This is a genomic window from Rhizobium sp. BK049 (genome assembly GCF_014193135.1).
GTDB lineage: Bacteria > Pseudomonadota > Alphaproteobacteria > Rhizobiales > Rhizobiaceae > Rhizobium.
Map to the genome: position 1 here is coordinate 19,516 of NZ_JACHYV010000034.1, position 18,990 is coordinate 38,505.

16 protein-coding genes are annotated in these 18,990 nt (G+C 59.8%); 5 read left to right on the top strand and 11 right to left on the bottom strand.

Features of this window, described 5'->3' with window-relative positions:
• Window positions 1–64 precede the first annotated feature (64 nt).
• The 6 genes from FHT70_RS26910 to FHT70_RS26935 all read right to left on the bottom strand — a co-directional run bounded on the left by FHT70_RS26910 (window position 65) and on the right by FHT70_RS26935 (window position 7,264).
• On the bottom strand, window positions 65–514 hold the full coding sequence (locus tag FHT70_RS26910) for a DUF6527 family protein (protein WP_348649569.1): 450 nt from the start codon (window positions 512–514) through the stop codon (window positions 65–67).
• Window positions 511–1,689, bottom strand: a complete 1,179-nt coding sequence (locus tag FHT70_RS26915) for a ThiF family adenylyltransferase (RefSeq protein WP_183706032.1) — start codon at window positions 1,687–1,689, stop codon at window positions 511–513. The genes FHT70_RS26910 and FHT70_RS26915 overlap by 4 nt, the downstream gene beginning before the upstream one ends.
• Window positions 1,664–2,419, bottom strand: coding sequence for a multiubiquitin domain-containing protein (locus FHT70_RS26920; RefSeq protein WP_183706034.1), 756 nt, complete (start codon window positions 2,417–2,419; stop codon window positions 1,664–1,666). The genes FHT70_RS26915 and FHT70_RS26920 overlap by 26 nt, the downstream gene beginning before the upstream one ends.
• Window positions 2,420–2,500: 81 nt before the next feature.
• The gene (locus FHT70_RS26925) at window positions 2,501–5,878 is read right to left on the bottom strand and encodes a UvrD-helicase domain-containing protein (protein ID WP_183706036.1); all 3,378 of its coding nucleotides are present in this window, start codon (window positions 5,876–5,878) and stop codon (window positions 2,501–2,503) included.
• Window position 5,879: 1 nt separating this feature from the next.
• Complete coding sequence (locus FHT70_RS26930; RefSeq protein ID WP_183706038.1) at window positions 5,880–6,464, bottom strand: hypothetical protein; 585 nt, start codon at window positions 6,462–6,464, stop codon at window positions 5,880–5,882.
• Window positions 6,461–7,264, bottom strand: a complete 804-nt coding sequence (locus tag FHT70_RS26935; RefSeq protein ID WP_183706040.1) for a response regulator transcription factor — start codon at window positions 7,262–7,264, stop codon at window positions 6,461–6,463. Before FHT70_RS26935 ends, FHT70_RS26930 begins: the two co-directional genes overlap by 4 nt.
• Window positions 7,265–8,333: 1,069 nt before the next feature.
• Between FHT70_RS26935 and FHT70_RS26940 the strand changes: the two genes are divergently transcribed.
• Complete coding sequence (locus tag FHT70_RS26940; RefSeq protein ID WP_183706042.1) at window positions 8,334–9,290, top strand: nucleotidyltransferase and HEPN domain-containing protein; 957 nt, start codon at window positions 8,334–8,336, stop codon at window positions 9,288–9,290.
• Between the two features lie 105 nt (window positions 9,291–9,395).
• Here FHT70_RS26940 and FHT70_RS26945 read toward each other — a convergent pair whose 3' ends face one another.
• The 5 genes from FHT70_RS26945 to FHT70_RS26965 form a co-directional block, all read right to left on the bottom strand.
• Entirely contained in the window at window positions 9,396–10,064 is a 669-nt protein-coding gene (locus FHT70_RS26945; RefSeq protein ID WP_183706044.1) for a response regulator transcription factor, read from the bottom strand.
• A 37-nt stretch (window positions 10,065–10,101) separates the two neighbouring features.
• A complete protein-coding gene (fabG, locus tag FHT70_RS26950) occupies window positions 10,102–10,878 on the bottom strand; it encodes a 3-oxoacyl-ACP reductase FabG (RefSeq protein WP_183706046.1) in 777 nt (258 codons plus the stop codon).
• A complete protein-coding gene (locus tag FHT70_RS26955; protein WP_183706048.1) occupies window positions 10,875–12,584 on the bottom strand; it encodes an acetolactate synthase catalytic subunit in 1,710 nt (569 codons plus the stop codon). The genes fabG and FHT70_RS26955 overlap by 4 nt, the downstream gene beginning before the upstream one ends.
• Window positions 12,585–12,586: 2 nt before the next feature.
• Entirely contained in the window at window positions 12,587–13,948 is a 1,362-nt protein-coding gene (locus tag FHT70_RS26960; protein ID WP_183706050.1) for an aspartate aminotransferase family protein, read from the bottom strand.
• Window positions 13,949–14,057: 109 nt separating this feature from the next.
• On the bottom strand, window positions 14,058–14,756 hold the full coding sequence (locus FHT70_RS26965) for a GntR family transcriptional regulator (RefSeq protein WP_183706090.1): 699 nt from the start codon (window positions 14,754–14,756) through the stop codon (window positions 14,058–14,060).
• 242 nt (window positions 14,757–14,998) lie between these two features.
• Between FHT70_RS26965 and FHT70_RS26970 the strand changes: the two genes are divergently transcribed.
• The 4 genes from FHT70_RS26970 to FHT70_RS26985 all read left to right on the top strand — a co-directional run bounded on the left by FHT70_RS26970 (window position 14,999) and on the right by FHT70_RS26985 (window position 18,951).
• The gene (locus FHT70_RS26970) at window positions 14,999–16,108 is read left to right on the top strand and encodes an ABC transporter ATP-binding protein (RefSeq protein WP_183706092.1); all 1,110 of its coding nucleotides are present in this window, start codon (window positions 14,999–15,001) and stop codon (window positions 16,106–16,108) included.
• Between the two features lie 7 nt (window positions 16,109–16,115).
• Window positions 16,116–17,018: an ABC transporter permease gene (locus FHT70_RS26975; protein WP_183706052.1), complete on the top strand. Its 903-nt coding sequence runs from the start codon at window positions 16,116–16,118 to the stop codon at window positions 17,016–17,018.
• 70 nt (window positions 17,019–17,088) lie between these two features.
• Complete coding sequence (locus FHT70_RS26980) at window positions 17,089–17,859, top strand: ABC transporter permease (RefSeq protein ID WP_183706094.1); 771 nt, start codon at window positions 17,089–17,091, stop codon at window positions 17,857–17,859.
• A gap of 33 nt (window positions 17,860–17,892) precedes the next feature.
• Window positions 17,893–18,951, top strand: a complete 1,059-nt coding sequence (locus FHT70_RS26985; protein WP_183706054.1) for an extracellular solute-binding protein — start codon at window positions 17,893–17,895, stop codon at window positions 18,949–18,951.
• Window positions 18,952–18,990 lie beyond the last annotated feature (39 nt).

The following is an 18,990-nucleotide window of genomic DNA, read 5'->3' on the forward strand; positions in this document are numbered from 1 at the left end:
ACTTGAGAGTTCATCTTAATTCGGGCTTGCCACTTCGCCTGGAGGCCGCGATCGCATTTCACCATCAACGTCCCCCGCCAAGCCAGCGCACTGCTCGTCGCCAGAAGCCGACCTTGGGCCGAGCGGCCGTTGACGTCACCGCCGCCGCAGGCGGCCGTTCCACAGTTGTCGCGCCATAGTATCGCGCTTTCGCAGCCTTATCTCGGCGGCGCTCGGCCTCGACCTGCTCATCCGTCCAAGGGTCAGCCTCGATAACCTGACCGCGATCTATCACGTAGTGGGAACGGCAAGCCAAATTCCAATTGCCCACAGATGGTTTGAGAGAGATCGCCTCGCCATCGAAGGTCATCTTCCAATCCGTCGGCGTGAAGGGCGTTACAACCTCCTCGCCGCAGCCGCAGCAGCAGCTATGGACAGCTGTAGCGTACTCCATGGAGACGTAGAGGACGCCAGGCCCAAGGATCTCCGGAATGTGCTCGACGAAGCGGTGTTCTAAGCGCTTGTGCCGCATCACTCGAGATCTCCGTTGAGGAGCATGTTGCCGTCCGTGGTGTAGGTGCTGTGGTACTCCCGCTCGAGGTCGCGGTAAAAGCCGCGAATTTTCTTCCACTTCACGACCGCGAGCACTGCGTTCAGCGCATTCAGATCTGCGACTTGGATGTTTGAGGAGTAGATGTCGTTGGCCCCGCCGCCCGCGAAGGAGATTCGGCCTTGATGCACGTGATCCCGCTTCGCGGGAGTGCTGGCGGTCACCCGCAAGATGCCGCCGAGCGATCCCTCGTCGAGCTCGAGCCCCATGCCTACGTCAACGAAGGAAGCGCCAATCGCCTCCAGCTTCTCGACAATGACGCGCTTCGCCTCACCGTCGTCAAGACAAATAAAGGCGAAGGTGACGCCATCAAGGAGATGCATGTTGCTGGCTTCCAGCGCCACCGCATGCGCGACAATGCCTCGATGCATCCGGGCGTAGATGCGCTTGAGATAGTCGACTTTCTTCGGAGCCTCGCGCAGTTCATCCAATGACGCCGCGCCCGGGGAGCGGAACGCGTTGTGCTGGAGAAACTCGTCCCCATCAAACAGGCGGATCTCGCGAACCGGCGTCTTGGCAACAAAGTCCAGGACGTAGGATCCGGTGCCACCGAGCCCGATAATCGCGACCCGCTCACCTTCCAGTCGCTCGGTCAGCGCGCCGATGCCGACGCGATCGGAGGCCGTCTCCGTATAGTTGAAGACGCTGTCTTCCTCGTCCTCTGGCGCGCGGAACACTCTCGGCGTGGCGTCGGACCTCAGCACGGCAGCGGGTCCCGACAGGATACCCGCGTAGCTCGTCATCTTGTGGTGGTAGTCCGTATAGCCCGTCTCCGGCTTGCTGGAAAAGGCGTGCCGCGCAGTCAGGCCGTGACCCAGGTTGATCATCGTATTGGTCTGGTGGGAGATGCCCTGGATCGGCGTGCCATCGGCCCGACAGGGATACTCGCCATCGAAGTAGACGACGTGGGTGTCGGGCGTGCGGGTCTCATCCCCGGCCATGGTGAGGCTGGAGATGAGCGTTCCGGTCCGCACCTGCTTCTGCCTATCGACGTAAGGCACCTCGCGCATCACCAGAAATCCGCCCTGGATCTGCACAAAATATCCTTCGTCGCGGAGGCGCTTGAGGTCGGCACTACGACTGAACGGTGCGGGTGACATTGAAAATCGTTCCCTTCTTCTTGACTTCGACGGACCCGCCGGCAGCGAGTTCGCCGGCGTGGGGCTTCGAAGCTGCGTGGCGGTAGGTCATCGAGAACTCGACGTTTGGCGCATGAGGGCCTGGAAAGGCAAGCTGAACGATCTGTTCGAAGGTGACCCGGCGTTCGTTCACCGTGCGGGGGCGCGCATTGACGATGATCTCGTAGGTCAGCGGCCCCTTCGGCGCGGTGATGAACCGCTCGATGCCCGGCGCGTCGAGGTCGATGAGCTCGCCCGACTCGATCAGCCGGTCCTCACCGCCACGCACTTCCAGGAAGACGCCCTCGTCCTCGCCAGGTTCAACGAGCTTGTAGAGCGCCGCGCCGCTGATGACGGGCTTGCCCCACGCGATCTGCCTGTCATTCAGCGTCAGCTTGAAGTCGCGATCGCTTTGGAATGCGACAAACCGCTCGGCGCCGCGCTCGTGCAGGTCGAACGGCTCGTCGAGGCGCAGATCCTCGAACTCGGCTGACGGCAGGATTCCGAAAAGGCTGTAGCCGTCGTGGGGATCGAGCCCAGCTGCTTCGAGAATCTGCCGCCCAAGCGGCACGGGGTCACTGACCGCGAGGGGGGTAAAGTTGAGGTCGCCCTGCGCGAAGCGGATGCGATAGCCGCGCGCCGGACGCAGAGCCCGGCCTTCGCGCAGGGCGTCGCCGAGATCGTCGTATTCGAGAAGTTCTTCAGTGTTCATCAGATTGGATCCTTATGTCTCTCCGGGACCATGCCCCGGCTCTAAGGGTCCAATCGGTGCGACCTTCGCCGACCGGTACGGTCAGGCGAACTTTTTTTGCAGCGCGCCCTCGGGCGTCGGGCCGCAGATGAAGAAGGCGGGGCAAGCGGGACAGGTGAAGGACGAAACCTTCGCAGGGAAGCGTCCGGCGCGGATGTCCCTGAGGAAACCGGCGAGTTTGTCTCGCCGCGTACGGAGTTCCCTGTCCGAAAGCGGGATCGGTCGCGACGCGCAATCGGACAAATGCACTAGCTCTGCCTCCGCGCCCGGGAACGCTTGGCGAGCCGCCAGCATGAACGCCGCGGCCCCCACGTCCTTGCTCTCCGCAGATCTGAGGTACCCGGTGCGAATCCGGCGCAGGGCGCGGGATCCATTGGGCCGCACCAGGACATCGTCCGGCCGCACGATGATCTCTTCGTCGCCAAACTTCAAACTCAACGCGACCGGTTCCTCCACGGTGCAACCGTCGCGGCTGCTCGCGAAATATCTCAACATTGCAAACGCGAGCGCCGTAAACTCCTCTCGGTAACCATGGTCGCCGAGGCCGGAGGCCACGAGCGCCGCCACGATCCGTTCGCGCAAATCTTCATCGGTCACGGCCGCCCGCTCGACGATGATCGCCTCCATGACAGTGCGCACAGCATCGTGTAGCTGCATAAAGGCAGTCGTCGTTCGCCGCCCGCCGACCTGCAGGACATGGGTGTAGAAGAAGCGGCGCGGACAGGTCTCGTACAAGGCGATCTGCGAGGAACTGAACCGCAGCACCCCCTCGACTATCAGTGGCACGTCCGCGTCCTCCGGTGCAGCCGGCAGGTCCCGGCTCGGGACCGGGGACGTGCGTGCCAGCGACGCGCCAAGCCGTGCAAGAAATGGCGAGACCGGCCGGCTATGGCCGTTGCTCTTTTCAGTCGGCGCGTAAAGGAATAGCCGATCTCTGGAGCGCGAGAGCGCAACATAGAACAGGCACTCCTGCTCTTCCGCTTGTCCGGCGTAGAAGACGTCGACCGCGCTGCCCTCCGCGCCCTCGATCATACCATCCGGCGCCGGGCAACGCGGCGGAGGCGGAGTGCGCGGGATTGTAGCGTTCATGCTCGGGATATGTACGACTTCGAACTCAAGCCCTTTGGCTCCATGAATGGTCATAAGCCGGACCGCGTCGAGACCCTGAGCCGCGGCCGGAAGCTGACGAAGATCGCGATCGTCGCCGAGGCGGACCAAACGACGGACTCGATCAAGCAGCCGAGAGATCGGCAACCCCTGTCCAGCCGGCTGCGCGCGAACAAAGTTAAGGAACTGCCATATGGCGATCGCGCGGGTCCGGTCAGCCAAATTCTCGGACGTGCCGATCCGAGCGGCGATCCGAGTACGGTCAAGCAGGACGGTTGCAACAATCGCCCAGGGCGACGAGGTCCTGCCGAAGCCAGCAAGCGCCGCGGCAAGCGCCTTCATCGCCGTTCGTCCAGCCTCGCTCAAGCCGGGAATCGCATCAATGTTCTGCAGCCAAGAACCCGGATCCGGGTCCGATGCACGTAGGTATTCGATGACCGCCGCCACGTCGCCGACGGTCATGGCAAAGTCGGGCCAGCAGCCGATGCGCACCAGCCCCATCGCTCTCCGATCCACAAGAACAGAGAGTAATGATAGAAGGTCTTTCACCTCCGGCCGCTCGAAAAGGCTGCCCAAGAAGAGGACCGGGATGCCAAGACGTTCGAGGTCTTGTCCAAGCGTCGAAAGCTTCTCATTGCCAGTGCACAACACAGCCTGTTCTCGATAGCCGTGCCCCGCCCGCCGCATCTCCTCGATGGCGTCGGTCAAGACCACCGTCTGCTCCTCTGCTCGCCTTACGGCGCGTAGCTCCGATCGCGTGCCGCTGGCGCCGCGATCTGACTCGAGCCCACTGGCGGCATCGCCGGCGCGCATCCCGACCGCAAACGCAGAGAACGCCTCAACGACTTCCTCGACCGAGCGATAGTTCCGCTTTAGGCGTCCCCGCTTGCCGCCGGGAAAATCCTCGTTACCGAAGCGCGCCATGTTGAACGACGACGCGCCGCGGAAGCGGTAGATCGACTGCTTCGCGTCGCCAACGACCCAAAGGTTGCGCCCGTCGGGTTTCAGGGCCGCGAGCAAGCGGACGCTGCTCCGGTTCACGTCCTGATACTCGTCGACAATCACGTGGTCATATTGAGCCTCAAGGTGGGCGCGGATCGCGGCGTCCCGTTCAAGGAGTTGCACGGGCAGCGATACGAGGTCCCCGAAGTCGACGCAGTGCGCCTGGCGCTTCAGTTCCTCGTACGCGGCGTAAACGCGGGCGACTTCGGAGGCACGCTCCGCCGCTTCGCCGGGCTTCATCGCGTTGGCCAAACGAGCATACTCCGCCGCATCCACCACCTCGTCCTTGGCCCGAGAGATAGCGCCCAACATATCGGCGATGATCTGGGTGGGATCGTAGACGTTGCGATAGTGGGTCAGGCCGAGGCGCGGGAACTCATTTTCGAGCAGTTCGACTGCCTCGGTGCGATCCATCATCCGAGGATCCTTCGGCAGCCCCAGCTCGACATGAAAGCGCCTGATAAGGTCTAGGCCGAAAGCATGAAAAGTGCCAATCCACATGGCGGCAGCAGCGTCTTTGCGCTTGCGCGCGATCCGCTCCGCCATCTCGCCGGCAGCCTTGTTGGAAAACGTCAGGAGAAGGATGCGCCTCGGGTCCACCCCCTCCTCAAGCAGGCCCTCTACGCGCGCCGTTAAGGTCTGCGTCTTGCCGGTTCCGGGGCCAGCCTCTAAGAGGTAAGGCTCGCCGCGATGCCCGGCGGCCGCTGCCTGAAGATCGTTCAGAGGCACCTCGGGACGCGCTTCTGCGGATGCCGGGGAGACAGGTGGTAACAACAGCGCATCAAGGAGCTGCTGCGCGACCACGTCGAACGGAGCGCCGAGCTTTGTTGCGATATCGGACGCTGTGTGGCCCTGATCGACATGAAGCGCCCGGACGACCGGCCTAGGGAGCAAGAACTCGCGCGCGAACAAATCCATTTGGACTTCGCGTCGCTGGCGCCGGCCGTAGTCGACGACGCGATCGAGCCCGACCGGTGAAGGCTCAGCTGGCCGGGCGAGATCGATTTCCCGCGCCGGCTCGCCCTCCGGATCATCGCCGAGCTCGACATGACCGATTTCGTGAGCAACAAGGAATGCCTGCTCGAACGGCGAACCGACATTCTCGTGCAGAATGAGGCGGTCCTTCGGCAGAAAGGTCGCTCGTCCCCCGTCCAGCAACGCAGCGCCCGCTGCCGTCGGCTCCACATCTAGGCCGCGGCGGCGTGCCTCGGCCACGGCGAAAGCATACGGATCCCAGGGGCTGACGCCATTGGCGACGGCATTGGCGTGGAGCTCGGCCGCGATCTGTCTAGCGAGCTCCACACCGTCCATATTAGTCCGCGTCCATCATGAGCTTGGCGCGCTTCTCCTCCGGGACGCGCGCGTCGATGAGCAGTCGTTCGAAGCTCACCGGTTCAACAGGGATCGGTTTCGAATCTGCCTTATAGCTTCGTGCCGGTGCTGGCGTCGATGCGAGCTGCGACCAGAGCGCCTCCAGGTTGTCGATGGAGCTATTCACCACTTGCGCCAAACGCGCAAGGAAGGGTCGAGGTACCGTAGCGAGAATGACGCGGCGTTCTCTGAAGGCGGCCACGACCTGTCGGGGCACATCCAGTCGATGAGCGAGCTCACGTAGACCGTCCGTCGACAGCGCCGCGAAAGGGTCGGCGATGGCTTTGGGCGCTGCCTCGGCATACTGGCGCCAAGCCGCGTCTATAAGCGCCCGATCCTCGACAGACAACGGAGTCTCGTCTTCGCAAAGATCGCGGTTCAGCTCCCGCGAGAGGTCAATCAAATCTTCGGCGTATTCCGGGTAAGCACGCAGGTAGCGCTCCAGCGTCTGACGGTCAGGATGAGGCTCAACCGAGAATGCGTCGAGCACGTCCTCGCGCAACGGGCGGCCGACGGCGGGGCTCACCGGTCCCCTCCGTCGCACATGGCCGCGCGCAAGGCTGCGTAGGCCTTGTCGCGATATGTTCTTATGGTCTTTTCCGAGCGGCCGAGCGCCGTCGCGATCGTCATGACGCCCGGCTCTTTCGAATCGATGGGGAAGCCTTCTCGTAGCATGTGAATGATCCTGCTTTGTTCTGGTGGCAACGCATTAATCGCCGCCTCCAGGCGCGACCGGTAAGTCGGGTCGTCTAAATCGGACTTGTCGAACGGGTCGTAGACGCCGGCTGCCTCCTCCACCTCGGCAGAGAGCTCCCCGCTCTCCGCGTCGTATTCGAGCGGTTTCGAGCGATTCTCGTCGCGCCAGACCTTCTCCTGGGCATCCCTCCGGAGATTGGCCAATGCGCCGTCGAAGCGAACCTCAAAGTAATCAAGCTTTTCTATGTACTCCTCCCGGTCCGCGGAGAGAAGCTCGGCAAAGCGCCCAAGAACCTTTTCGCGGACGGCCTCGCGTGCCAGCGAAGTGGATTTGCCGTCGCGACTTTCAGGCCTGGGGAGGGAACGCAGCACTCGTTCTAGCAGAATGCGGTAAAGACGTTCGAACCAATCTTCGCGATTGTCACCGCGGGTCGCGCGAACGAAATAGACAAGACACTCGCTTGGCACATACTTTGGATCAGCTTTGTTGGAGATCTTAACGCGTTCAACTAGTTGGTTGCGTGGCAAGCTAGACAACTCTGCCAGCAACTCCTCTATCCTCGCGTCGCGCACATAAAGGTCGCCGTTGAGGGTTTTCTTCCTCAGTGGCGCAATAGCTATCTCGCTCAATTTTTCGAATCAGCCTCGACCATTCCCCACTGGATTAGCATAGCATGCACATCAACGATACACGCGTGTAAACCCTCATAATCACAACTTCGATTCCCACGCTGGACCTCGTGTTTTAGGGATCTGTCTGAAGCGGGAGGGAAACCTCCCGTGTGGCGTGGCGCTTCATCGAGTTCACTATCCGTTAACCATGTGATTTACCGCATCATTTTCGAAGCAAACTGAAGTTTCCGTCATTCAGACGCCGATCTCTGCGTCATCTTACTATCGATAGGTATCGCTTATCGATGGTTATTGATTTAACCGCGAAAATCAGAATCTCGGTCACCCTGGATGAGCGGAAATGCCTGGTTTTCCGGGCTTTCCAGCAGATTTCGGCCGGGTTGACAGGAATTCCCAAGCAGACTTCGACGGCTGCCTCCGCGCAAACGGCCAGTCGTCATTTCCTGAATTGAGTTTCCGCACCGTTCAGCAGGCTCTCGGTCCCACGGCCATCTCCGAAGCCGCTGCTTTTCCGGCATTTCCGCCACAGGAGCCCCCTGGCGCGCGTTTGTCTATGCGGACGCTCCGTTGCTCGTCCAGGATGACGTTTCGAGTCTGGCGGGTCGCTATTCGATCCATAAAACACGCTTGCAACTGACCGTTTTCTGACGCGCGGCATAGTTGTACAAAGTTCTACGGACGCGGGAAAACTAACGCCAAAACCGACAGGAACGGCCCTGTGCTTTACGCTGAGCAATATTTGTCCGCAATTACCGTACAAAATAGTGGAAAGTCAAAGCCAATACTGGAAGGCGTTACGGTACCTGATGCTGTCTCGAAAACGAGATGACGAACCCTGGATCAGATGACGGTATTTTCGATCACTAGGAGGAGGCCTGAGACACGATCGCGCGCTCACAATGCCGCCGGCGTCTGCTGACACAGAAGGCGACTGGGGCGGTCGACCGCCAGCAGTCTATCTTGGCGTTGACGTCTAAGTAATCGTGACCGAAGATTATCATCGACGCTATCGCAACCGTTAAAACTGCGGGTGGACGGTGCGAGATCTTTCACCTATCGATGGTGCATGAAATTGTCCCTCGATCATATTCCGCTTCGTAAACAACGCGAGATTGGCCGCGTGCTGGAAATCCTCCACGAGGAATTCGACGACGCCCTGAAGGACGGCACAGCGGAGTTCAAGAAGCGCGGGCGCATTTTGAAGATCATCTTGTTCGGCTCCTACGCCAGGGGCGGCTGGGTTGATGAGCCCTTCACGATGAAGGGTTATCGCTCGGACTTCGATCTGCTAATCATCGTCAACAACCGGAAGCTCTGCGAGTTCGCTGAATATTGGTACAAGGCTGCCGACCGCCTGATCCACGACAAGTCGATCGATACGCCGGTAAGCTTCATCGTCCACTCCAGGCGAGAGGTGAACAACTATCTCAAGGAGGGACAGTACTTCTTCTCCGACATTCGCAAGGAAGGTATCGTTCTCTATGAACTTGATGATGAGCCGCTTGCTGAACCGAAGCCGCTCCCGGCGACCGAACGATATCGGGTCGCGAAGGAGCACTTTGACCAACGGTTCAACGAAGCAACGGCTATTCTCGAAACAGCGAAATTCCAACTTGGCAAATCAGCGAAGACTGGTGATGCGTGGGGAAATTGGGCTGCATTTAGTCTTCACCAATCGCTCGAGCAGGCCTACTCCTGCGTGCTGCTGACGCTAACTAACTACAGCCAGCCTTCCCACAACATCAAATTCCTCCGGTCGCTTGCCGAAGAACAGGACCGGCGCCTTGCCGAAGCCTTTCCTCGAGATCAGCATCGCGAGCGCGCCTGGTTTAACACGCTGAACGAGGCATATGTGAAGGCGCGTTATTCCAAGTATTTCGAAATCAACGAGGAGGCACTTGACTGGCTGGCAGAGCAAACGGCTTTGTTGCTCGAGCTTGTGAAGATCGTCTGCTCCGAGCATTTGGATAAGCTCAGGCAATATGGCGCCTCGTCGACCGATGCCCGGTCAGACCTCACTTAGACCTGTAAAGCGGCGTCTTTGGCAGTCCATTTTGACGCATTCAGATCCCGTCCGTCCAGGACCATCGCAATCTATATGCTCACATGATGATGGCCATACAATCATTCACGCTTCGTGAAACTCAACGGCGTAGCCTGCGCCGTAGGCTGTGCGGACCCGCACATTCCGAAGTTCTGCGAGCGCTCTTCGCAGCCGGCCAATATGCACGTCGACGGCCCGACGGCCCACATACCGTGGGTTAGGCCATACGGCCTCAATGAGTTGCTCACGGGTGCTGATCTCTCCTTGCCTTTCCACCAGAAACTTGAGGATGCGCGCCTCCATGGGCGCAAGGTTAATTCTCTTCCCTGCGACGACGACCGCGTGATCTTCGACGACCAAATCGGCAGGAATGACAAAACTTGAAGATATCGTGGGCTCCGGCCGCGGCCTTACGCTATCCAAAAAGGCAATGAGCTTCGCTGGCGACAAAGGCCGCGCGATGACATCTTCAAGGCCGGCCTTGATCAATCGAAGGTGCTGTGCATGCTCTCCTCCGGCGAGAGCGCCGAGGGGAAGTCTGGCCTCCTTTGACAGCGCACATATCGCCGCAATATCGCTGGGCCAGCTTCCACAATCCAGGAGGACTGCGGAAATTGCTGCCGAAGTGCAGGCCTCCGCGGCATCGTCTTCAGTGGCTGCTAGCCGAGCCTCGAAACCTTCGCCGTGCAGAATATGCGCAAGCAGCAGATAAAGTTCGGCATCCTGCGAGCAAACCAGAATGACAGCAGTCATATCGATCGCCTCTGCGCCCTATAATAAGCGGCCGGCCTTAGCTCGGCGCGAACTCGCCGCCGTTCACATCGATAATGGCTCCATTGACGAAACCGGCATCTTCTGACGCAAGGAACGCAATTACGGCAGCAACATCGTCCGGAACGCCAAGCCGGCCGGTCGGAATGCGAGTGAGGGCGTCGATGTTAGTCTTTGTTTCCGCGGATCCGGTCAATGGCGTCAGGATGCGACCCGGCGCCACGACATTCGATGTTATGCCATATGAAGCATATTGGGAGACCAGCACACGGGATAACCCTGAAAGTGCCGCCTTCGATGCGACGTAACTCGCTCCGGCGATCCGTGGTCTCGTCCGGCCAGCGAGAGAGCCCACGAATATGATGCGGCCATAGCCCTTCTTTTTCATCGCAGGCAGAACGGCCTGGCAGCACAACATCGAACCCGTCAAATTGACAGTGAGCACGTCGTTCCACTCTTCCAGGGAAAGGTCGGAGACGTCAGGAGGTCCGTCGGGGCCCTTGGGCGATATCCCGGCGTTGCAGACGAGAACTTCGGGGGCCCCAAAGACATAGGCGACTTCGGTGAAGAAATTCTTGATGGCAGCCGGGTCGCGGAGATCTACCTGTCTTGCGAGCGACTGCCCCGACCCGAAAGCTTCGGCAAGCGCTGCGCCGGCGGCCTCGACGCTTGCCTCGCCATGACTGAAGACAGCCACTCTATGACGGGCCTTGAGCAGACGAAACGCTGTGGCAAGACCGATCCCCGTTGTGCCCCCGCTGATGACCGCAACAGGTGTGCGGATTGCGGCGCTCATGCGGCTTCATCCATTGCAGCAAACAGCGACAGAGGCGGATGAGCGCCAGGCTCGGTCATAATCTCCATCAGCAGGGGTCCGTCCCCTGATAGACCCCGCTCGAGGTATCTAGGAAGATCCGCGGGATCGAAGATGCGTACCGCCGGGCAGCCACAGGCTTCGGCAATTTTCTGATGGTCGACGTCTGCAAAGTTGCAGGCTGTGGTGAAGCTGCCGAACTTGACCGTTTCCGCGTCACGCTGGAAGCCGAGCACGCCATTGTTCAAGACGATGATGAGGACGGGCAATTTGCTCCGCACCATGGTCTCAAGCTCTGCCCAGCTATGGGCGAAGCCCCCATCTCCCACGATCGCCACCACCGGCGTCTCTGGTCTTGCGGCTTTGGCTCCGAGCGCAAGCGGCAAGCCCCACCCAAGTCCAGCAAGGCCTCGCGGCGAGAGAAACCGCATGCCAGGCGAAAGTGCCCGCAGCTGGCCGGCAACCCACATGGAGGAATAGCTGGCATCAGCGACGACGGTCGTATCAGCCGTTAGCATCCGTTGCAGTTCGAACATGATCCGTTCGGGACGGATTGGACTTGCGTCCGACCGCGCAACTGATTGCCGTTCTGCTTCAAATGCGCGCCAGAACCCAGCAATACGCGACTCCAATTCCTCGCGCTTCGATGCTCGGTAGGAAAGGTCGCATTCAGCGAGCACCCTGCGGAGCGCGCCGATTGTTTCCGCAGCATCCCCAGCCAGCCTGACCGCCTCGTAGGTTCGGCCTATTTCGACTGGATCGACATCAACGTGGATGACTGAGGTGGCGGGGGGAATTTGCCGCCAACTGTCAGTGCCGTTCTGATTGGTTCGCGTCCCGACCAGAATGACGAGATCAGCTTCTTCGACGAGCGCAACAGTATGTCGTCCTAGTGACTTCGGTCCAACAAGTGCACCGAGAACCCCAGCCGACAGGGGATGGAATTCGGCGACCGCACCTTTGCCCATGTTCGTCGTGATGACGGGAAGCGAGGCCTCGTCCTGTAGCGCCGAGAGTTCGCCGGCGGCGCGGCTTGCATGAATGCCGCCCCCGGCGATAATGATGGGTGCCTGAGCTGCCGCAATCATCGAAGCTGCGCGCTCGATGTCGCTATCGCGCGCACGCAAACGATCAAGCGGCCAATGACCCAGGGCCGCCTCACGCCGAAATGCTGACGGCGCAATCTTCTCCCGCAACAGGTCCGCGGGAAGCAGTAGCGCGACCGGTCCTGGTCGGCCCGACGCGGCTGCCGTAAAGGCAGCGTCGACGTAGTCGTCGATGCGTTCCGCAACGATCACCTTACGCACCCATTTCGTGCAGGATTGCAACAGGGCGAGATGGTCGAGTTCCTGGAATGCATTGCGATCCGCCTGGTCTCGTTCAACGTCCTGGACAAGGGCGACAATCGGTACGCTGGCCTTAAGTGCCTCGGCCAGCGGGGGAACGAGAAGTGTTGCGGCGGGTCCGTTTTGCGCTGCGACGACGCCGACCTTACCGGAGAGACGCGCATAGCCGTCAGCCATGGTCCCTCCCATGTTTTCTTGACGGTAGGCGACCTGACGGATGCCAATTGCTTCGGCAGCGAGGATCACCGCAGAAGGCAGGCTCTGAGCAAAAATATGGGTGACGTTGTATCTCTTGAGAGAATGCGCAATACGTTCGGCGACGGTGAAAACATCATTGGCCATGATCACATGCCTGCTTCGGTTGGATTTGCATCAAGTGAGGAAAGGAAATCTGCGAAGGCGGAGACGACCGCATCGCCATCAGCCCTGGTCATTGCCGTCGACAGGCACGCTGCGGCTCCATTGGGCAGTAAGATGCCGCACTTGAGAAAGTGTCGCGACAGCCGTGCCATCAATTCTGCCTCCGTGGGCTCCAGATAAGCTTCACGGAAATCTGTGGGCTCCTTTCTTTTCGGATGAATGCGAAACAATGATGCGGCACCTGTTACGCTGAAGGCTGCGCCTCGACGCGCGATCTCCCTGCGAAGACCGGCGCGAATGCTGTCACCAAGGCTCTCGAGCGAGGCGAATGCCGCCTCGGTCATTGCCTCCATGGCGACCCGCCCCGCGACCATCGATACCGGATTTGCCGAGAACGTGCCGCCTTGCGGAAGCGGCGGCGTGCCGCTGTCACTCGCAAAGACCCGCATGACCTCCCTGCGCCCACCAATTGCACCGATCGGAAAACCTCCGCCGATGATCTTCCCTGCCGCGATCAGATCGGGCTGCAGACCGTAGCGGGCCGAAGCGCCCCTATAGGACTGTCGAAGGTTGAGCACTTCGTCGGCAACAACGAGAATGCCATGCTGCCTGGCGATCGCACCAACGGCTGCCAGGAAAATCGGTTCAGGTGCAATCAGTCCGGCGCGGCTCGGCATCGGATCGATAAGGATACAGGCAAGCGACGGCGCTGCCGAAGCAATGCGACGCTCAAGGTCTTCGACGTCGTTGAAACGGATGACGGTCACCTCTTCGCCAACCGCGGGCGGCATGCCACGATAAGCGGGTACAGCTGGCGAGCGCTGCGGGTCGTTCCAGATGGCCGGCGATACCGCCTGCCCCGTTTCGGCCCAGTCGTAAGCGCCGTGATAGGCGCCTTCAATGCGCGCAACGCCCGGCCGGCAGGTGAATGCGCGGGCCGCCTTGATCGCAAACATCACAGCCTCCGTCCCGCTGTTGACGAAGCGAATATGTTCGACCGATGGAATGCGCTCGATCAGCAACTCGGCAAGGGTGATCTCGTGCTCGGTGGGGTTGGAGAAGCAGGTGCCGCGATGAAGAAGGTCCGCGACAGCGTCGGCAACGGGAAGGAAACCGTGGCCATGGATCAGCGTCGTGAAATTATTGTTGAGATCGAGGAGCCGGTTGCCATCGACATCGATGAGATAGGCTCCCTCACCGCGCGCGATGTAAAGCGGGCTAGGCTCGTGATCCACCGTGACCCGCGTTATTCCAGTTGGAAAAACCTGGCGCCCCCTTTTGAAGAAATGTTCTGACCGCGACCGGGATAAAATCCGGCCGCTGCGCGATAAGTCTGGATGAAACATCTGGATCCTCTCCGGTCAATGCGGGTCGCCACACGACCCTTCACAAATTTTGTTGTAACAAAAATCATGAACCCGAAGAAGTTGCAACAAAAAAATACTGCGACCAGCGCTATTGCCGCTTCTGGCGCTCCTGCGCCGCTTTCTTCAAGCGGCGGTAGCCATCCCGAATGTCGCTTTCCATCGCCGCACGGACTGCAGACGGATCCTTGTCCATCAAACCTTCTATCGCAGCCATGTGGTTGCGGACGCCGTACTTTGCTTCGGCAAATTCGGGATAAAGGTCGTGGAAGGAGGCGCCCACCCTTAACCACAGGGCTTCAATGGTCGAAAGAAGGTGCGGCATCTCGCAAAGGCGATAGATCGTGAAGTGGAATTCCTTGTTATCGTGCAGGGCATCGGAATAGCGCCGCTCATCCAGCGACAAGGTAATTTTTTCCTGCAGCGCCAACAGCTTGTCGACCACGTCATCGGTTGCACGGAGCGCACTTTTTTCGGTCGCCAACCCCTCAAGCGCCAGCCGCATCTGCGTAACCTCGTAGAGCGCGGCGGGATCAAGATGCGGCACGATAACGGTCTTGGGTCCCGCCATGACGAGCGCGCCCTCGAAGACCAGCCTGTTGAGCGCCTCGCGTGCTGGTGTCGAGCCGATTTTCAGCATTTCGGCAACCGAGCGGATCGGCAGCTTGTGACCAGGCTTGTACGCGCCGCGCGTGAGTTGCTCCTTAATCGATGAATAGGCGAAGTCGCTCAGGCGTCCGGACTGCTCGTCCGAGGCCGGCGGATCCCCTGTGGTTGCATTGTTATTCATTTTCGACCCCCATGCGTTGACAATGTCACAATTTTGTTGCAACAAAAATAACTTAATCGAGAAGCGCTACCGTAATGTGACAGCATAACGGCATCGTGAACATCCGCAAAGTTGCGGCTGCGCAAAGCACCGCCGCAAAAGCCGCCGATCTTTTCGGCGTCGTACCCACAGCCCCGGCCGCACGCACGGGCCGGGAGGTTTTCAACGCGTGTCCTAGCGCGCAAACTGGAGGAGACATCGTTTTGATTGGTGCGCCTGTATTCATCGATCGCATATGGAAAGCTTACGGCAGCCAGACTGCCGTAAGTGACGTCACCTTGGACATTCCGGCAGGCGAATTCCTGTCGATTCTCGGACCATCGGGATCGGGCAAGACGACGCTACTGACGATGATTGCCGGTTTTGAGAGCCCGTCTGCCGGACGACTGGTCATTGGCGGGCGCGATGTGACGGCCGTATCGCCCGATCGCCGCAATATCGGGATGGTCTTTCAGCGTTACGCCTTGTTTCCGCATCTGACCGTCGCCGAAAACATTGCATTTCCCCTGAAGATGCGTGGCATTGGCAAGGATCTTCGAGCCGAACGCGTACACCGGGCGCTCGACCTCGTCCAGCTCCCCGACTACGCCAGACGATACCCGCACGAATTGTCCGGGGGGCAGCAACAAAGAGTGGCGGTCGCGCGCGCAATAGTTTTCGAGCCTCCTGTTCTCCTGATGGATGAGCCGCTCGGGGCTCTGGACAAGAAGCTGCGCGAATCCATGCAGATCGAGATCAAGCAATTGCAGCAGCGCCTCGGGGCGACGGTCATCTATGTGACTCACGATCAGGAGGAGGCGTTGACCATGTCGGACCGGATCGCGGTTATGGCCAAGGGGAAAATCGCACAACTCGGAAGCCCGGCAGACATTTACCGCAATCCCCAAACTGCATTCGTCGCTGATTTCATCGGCAAGATGAACTTCCTGCGCGGAGAGTTCCTGGGCGAGACCGCCGGCAGCCAGGCAATCAAGCTGGATGAGGACGTAGTCTTTCATACACCGAGCGCAGTGTCCGGTTACGACGGTGCGGCAAGGATCGGTGGCCGAGTTCGACTGGCGCTCAGGCCTGAGCGCCTTGGCCTTGCAGCGCGCGGCGCGGGCGGAAAGAACGCACTGCCCGGGCGGATCGAAACTTCCGTCTTTGCAGGCTCCTTCGACCTTCATCTCGTTCGCGCTGACTTTGGAAGTCGCGAGATCCTCCAGGTGCAGATACCTGCCGATGGCATGCAAGCACCGTTTGTAAAGGGCACGCCGGTGGATGTCGTTGCCGAACAGGATGGCCTGCGGCTCTTTGCCGATGTTGAGGCGTAAGATCACCATGACCACCGACAATGTGGCGCTTGCACCAATTGCTCCAGCAAGCTGGCTTTTCTCCCACTCGTCCCGCCGCTATTCGCATGCGCTGACGCTCGTTCTCATTGCGCCGCTGACCCTCCTGCTCGCCGCGGGCTTCGTTTATCCGATCGGCCGATTGATCTTTCTGAGCATCATGGCGCCTGAATTCACGCTCGAATATTACGAACGGATAATAAGCGAGCCGCTCTATCTCGACGTTCTGCTTCGCACGCTGCAGACGGGCGTGATTGTCACTGTTGCGAGTCTGCTGTTTGGCTACCCGGTTGCCTATCTTATGGCGCGGGCCAAGGGCAGGACTGCAATGATCGTTGCGGCGGCAGTGTTCGTGCCGCTCTGGACCTCAGTGCTGGTGCGTTCCTATGCCTGGATCGTGCTTCTGCAGCGAAACGGCATCGTCAATAATCTCTTCATTGAAACCGGCATCGTTACGAGCCCTCTGAAGCTCCTCTATACTGAAGGGGCTGTCATAGTCGCGATGACACATGTGCTGATGCCCTTCATGATCCTGCCGATCTGCAATGCTCTGCGCACGATCCCTGCCGAATACCAGCGGGCCGCCCGCAATCTCGGCGCCGGCCACATCGACGCCTTCCTGCGTGTGACTTTCCCGCTCAGTCTTCCTGGAATTTTCGCCGGGTGCGTCATGTGCTTCATTCTGGCGATTGGTTTTTATATCACGCCGGCACTCGTTGGCGGACCGGGAGCATTGATGATGGCAGCGCTCATCGGCCAGCAAACCCTCGTCCTGCTTGACTGGCCATTCGCCGCAGCGCTCGCCACGGTGCTTCTTACGACGACGCTCGTCTTTGTCCTTGCGTTTCGCAAGGCCCTTTCCATCAGCAAAGGAATGAACAGTGTCAACTGAGTCCGCAGCTACCACTTCGTTCACCGCCCCTCGAGCAAAGGGTAGCCATCGACCTTATGGCAAGGCGCTCTTGCACCTTGTCGGGGGCCTCCTGATCGGCGCGATCCTGTTCTTTCTGGTTCTGCCGACGCTGTTGGTTATCCCGATTTCGCTGAATGATGGCAGCTATATCCAGTTTCCGCCGAAGGGTCTGACACTTCACTGGTATCACGAATTTCTTTCCGATCCGGACTGGCGGGCTGCGACGATTTTCAGTTTGAAAATTGCGCTGTCGACAACAATCGCTTCGACGGTAATCGGAACAATGGCTGCAATCGGCCTCGTTCGCGGCAATCTGCCGGGAAAGCCACTTCTGCAGGCCTTGTCTCTGGGGCCAATGATTGTCCCCCATGTCGTCTTCGGCGTTGCTCTTTATCTGATCTTCTCGCCGCTCGGCCTGACTGGCAATTTTGCTGGCTTCCTGGTCGCGCACACCGTCCTCTCGGTTCCCTACGTCATCATCACCGTCTCCGCGGCGCTTGAACGTTTCGACCCGTCACTTGAACTTGCCGCATTAAGTTGCGGCGCAAGCCGGACCCGCGCCTTCTTCAACGTTGTGCTTCCAAACATCGCGCCGTCGGTGTCAGCGGCCGCTGTCTTTGCCTTTCTGGCCTCATTCGACGAGGCAACGGTCGCATTCTTTATTTCCGATACGGGCGGCAAGACGATCAGCCGCAAAATGTTCGAGGACATCGACTTCAACCTTACCCCGGTGATCGCATCGGTTTCGACGCTGCTCGTCGCCATATCGCTCGTCCTCATGGGCTCCATCCATCTCCTTGTCGGCCGCGGGGAGGACTAACGTGGCCATCTCGTCCGCACATAGGAACACGCGATGAAAAGAAGAACCGAGATGAAGCCTTTCCTGCTTGCTGCTTGCCTTATGCTTGGCAGTTTGGGCGTGGCGCAAGCGGAGGAGCAGGTGGTCATTGCGACGACCGGTGGCGCTTACGATGCGGCACTCCGAAAATTCTGGTTCGAACCATTCACGCAAGCGACCGGCATCAAGGTCGTTTCGGTCGCAGCGACAAATGCCGAGATGCGGGCGAAGGCTGCAGCCATGGTCAAGACTGGGAATGTAACGTGGGACCTGTACCCTGACGGCGAGATCCAGGCGAGTGCCGAAACGCATCGGCTGACGTCTGAAGACCTGAGCGACTTTTGCAAGCCCTTTCGCGCTCGGGCAGACCTTGTCGAGGATGCCTGCACCAGTTCGGGCGCCAGGCTTTTTTCGACCGCAACGCTCATGGCCTACGATCCGACAGCGTTCAAGGCGGGAAATCCATCGAGCTGGGCCGATATGTGGGACCAGACTAGATTTCCAGGCGGCCGCTCGTTCCCGAATTTCGATGACCCCTGGCGCGTGATGGCTGCCGCGCTGCTGGCCGATGGCGTCCCGCGCGACACGCTTTTCCCGCTCGACGTCGACCGCGCACTCAGGAAGCTCGATGAGATCCGCCCCGCAATATCGCTCTGGTGGAAGACCGGTGATCAGAGCGTTCAGGACTTTCGCAACGGCGACTACAGCATCGGGCAAATCTGGTTGACGCGCGCAAACACGCTCAAGGCGGAAGGGCGTCAGATCGCCTGGTCCAAGCAGGCATCTTTTCTCGTCGGTGATCGCCTGACGATCATCAAGGGCGCCCCGGACCGGGCAAACGCGGAGAAGCTGATCGGCTACTGGCTTGATCATCCGGAGACGCAAGCGAGGGTCTGCGAGGAGCTCCTCTGCACCCCACCCAGCCGCGATGCGACCGGGCTGATGTCGCCGGCCGCACGTTCGGCACTGCCAAGCGACGAGGACATCAGGGATTACATCGTCGTCCCCGATGCCAAATGGATCAATGAAAATGCTGCGATGATGCTTGAGCGTTGGAACGCTTGGATTCGATAACCAGGCGCCCCGGGCGAGAGGCGCCCGGGGCACAAATGC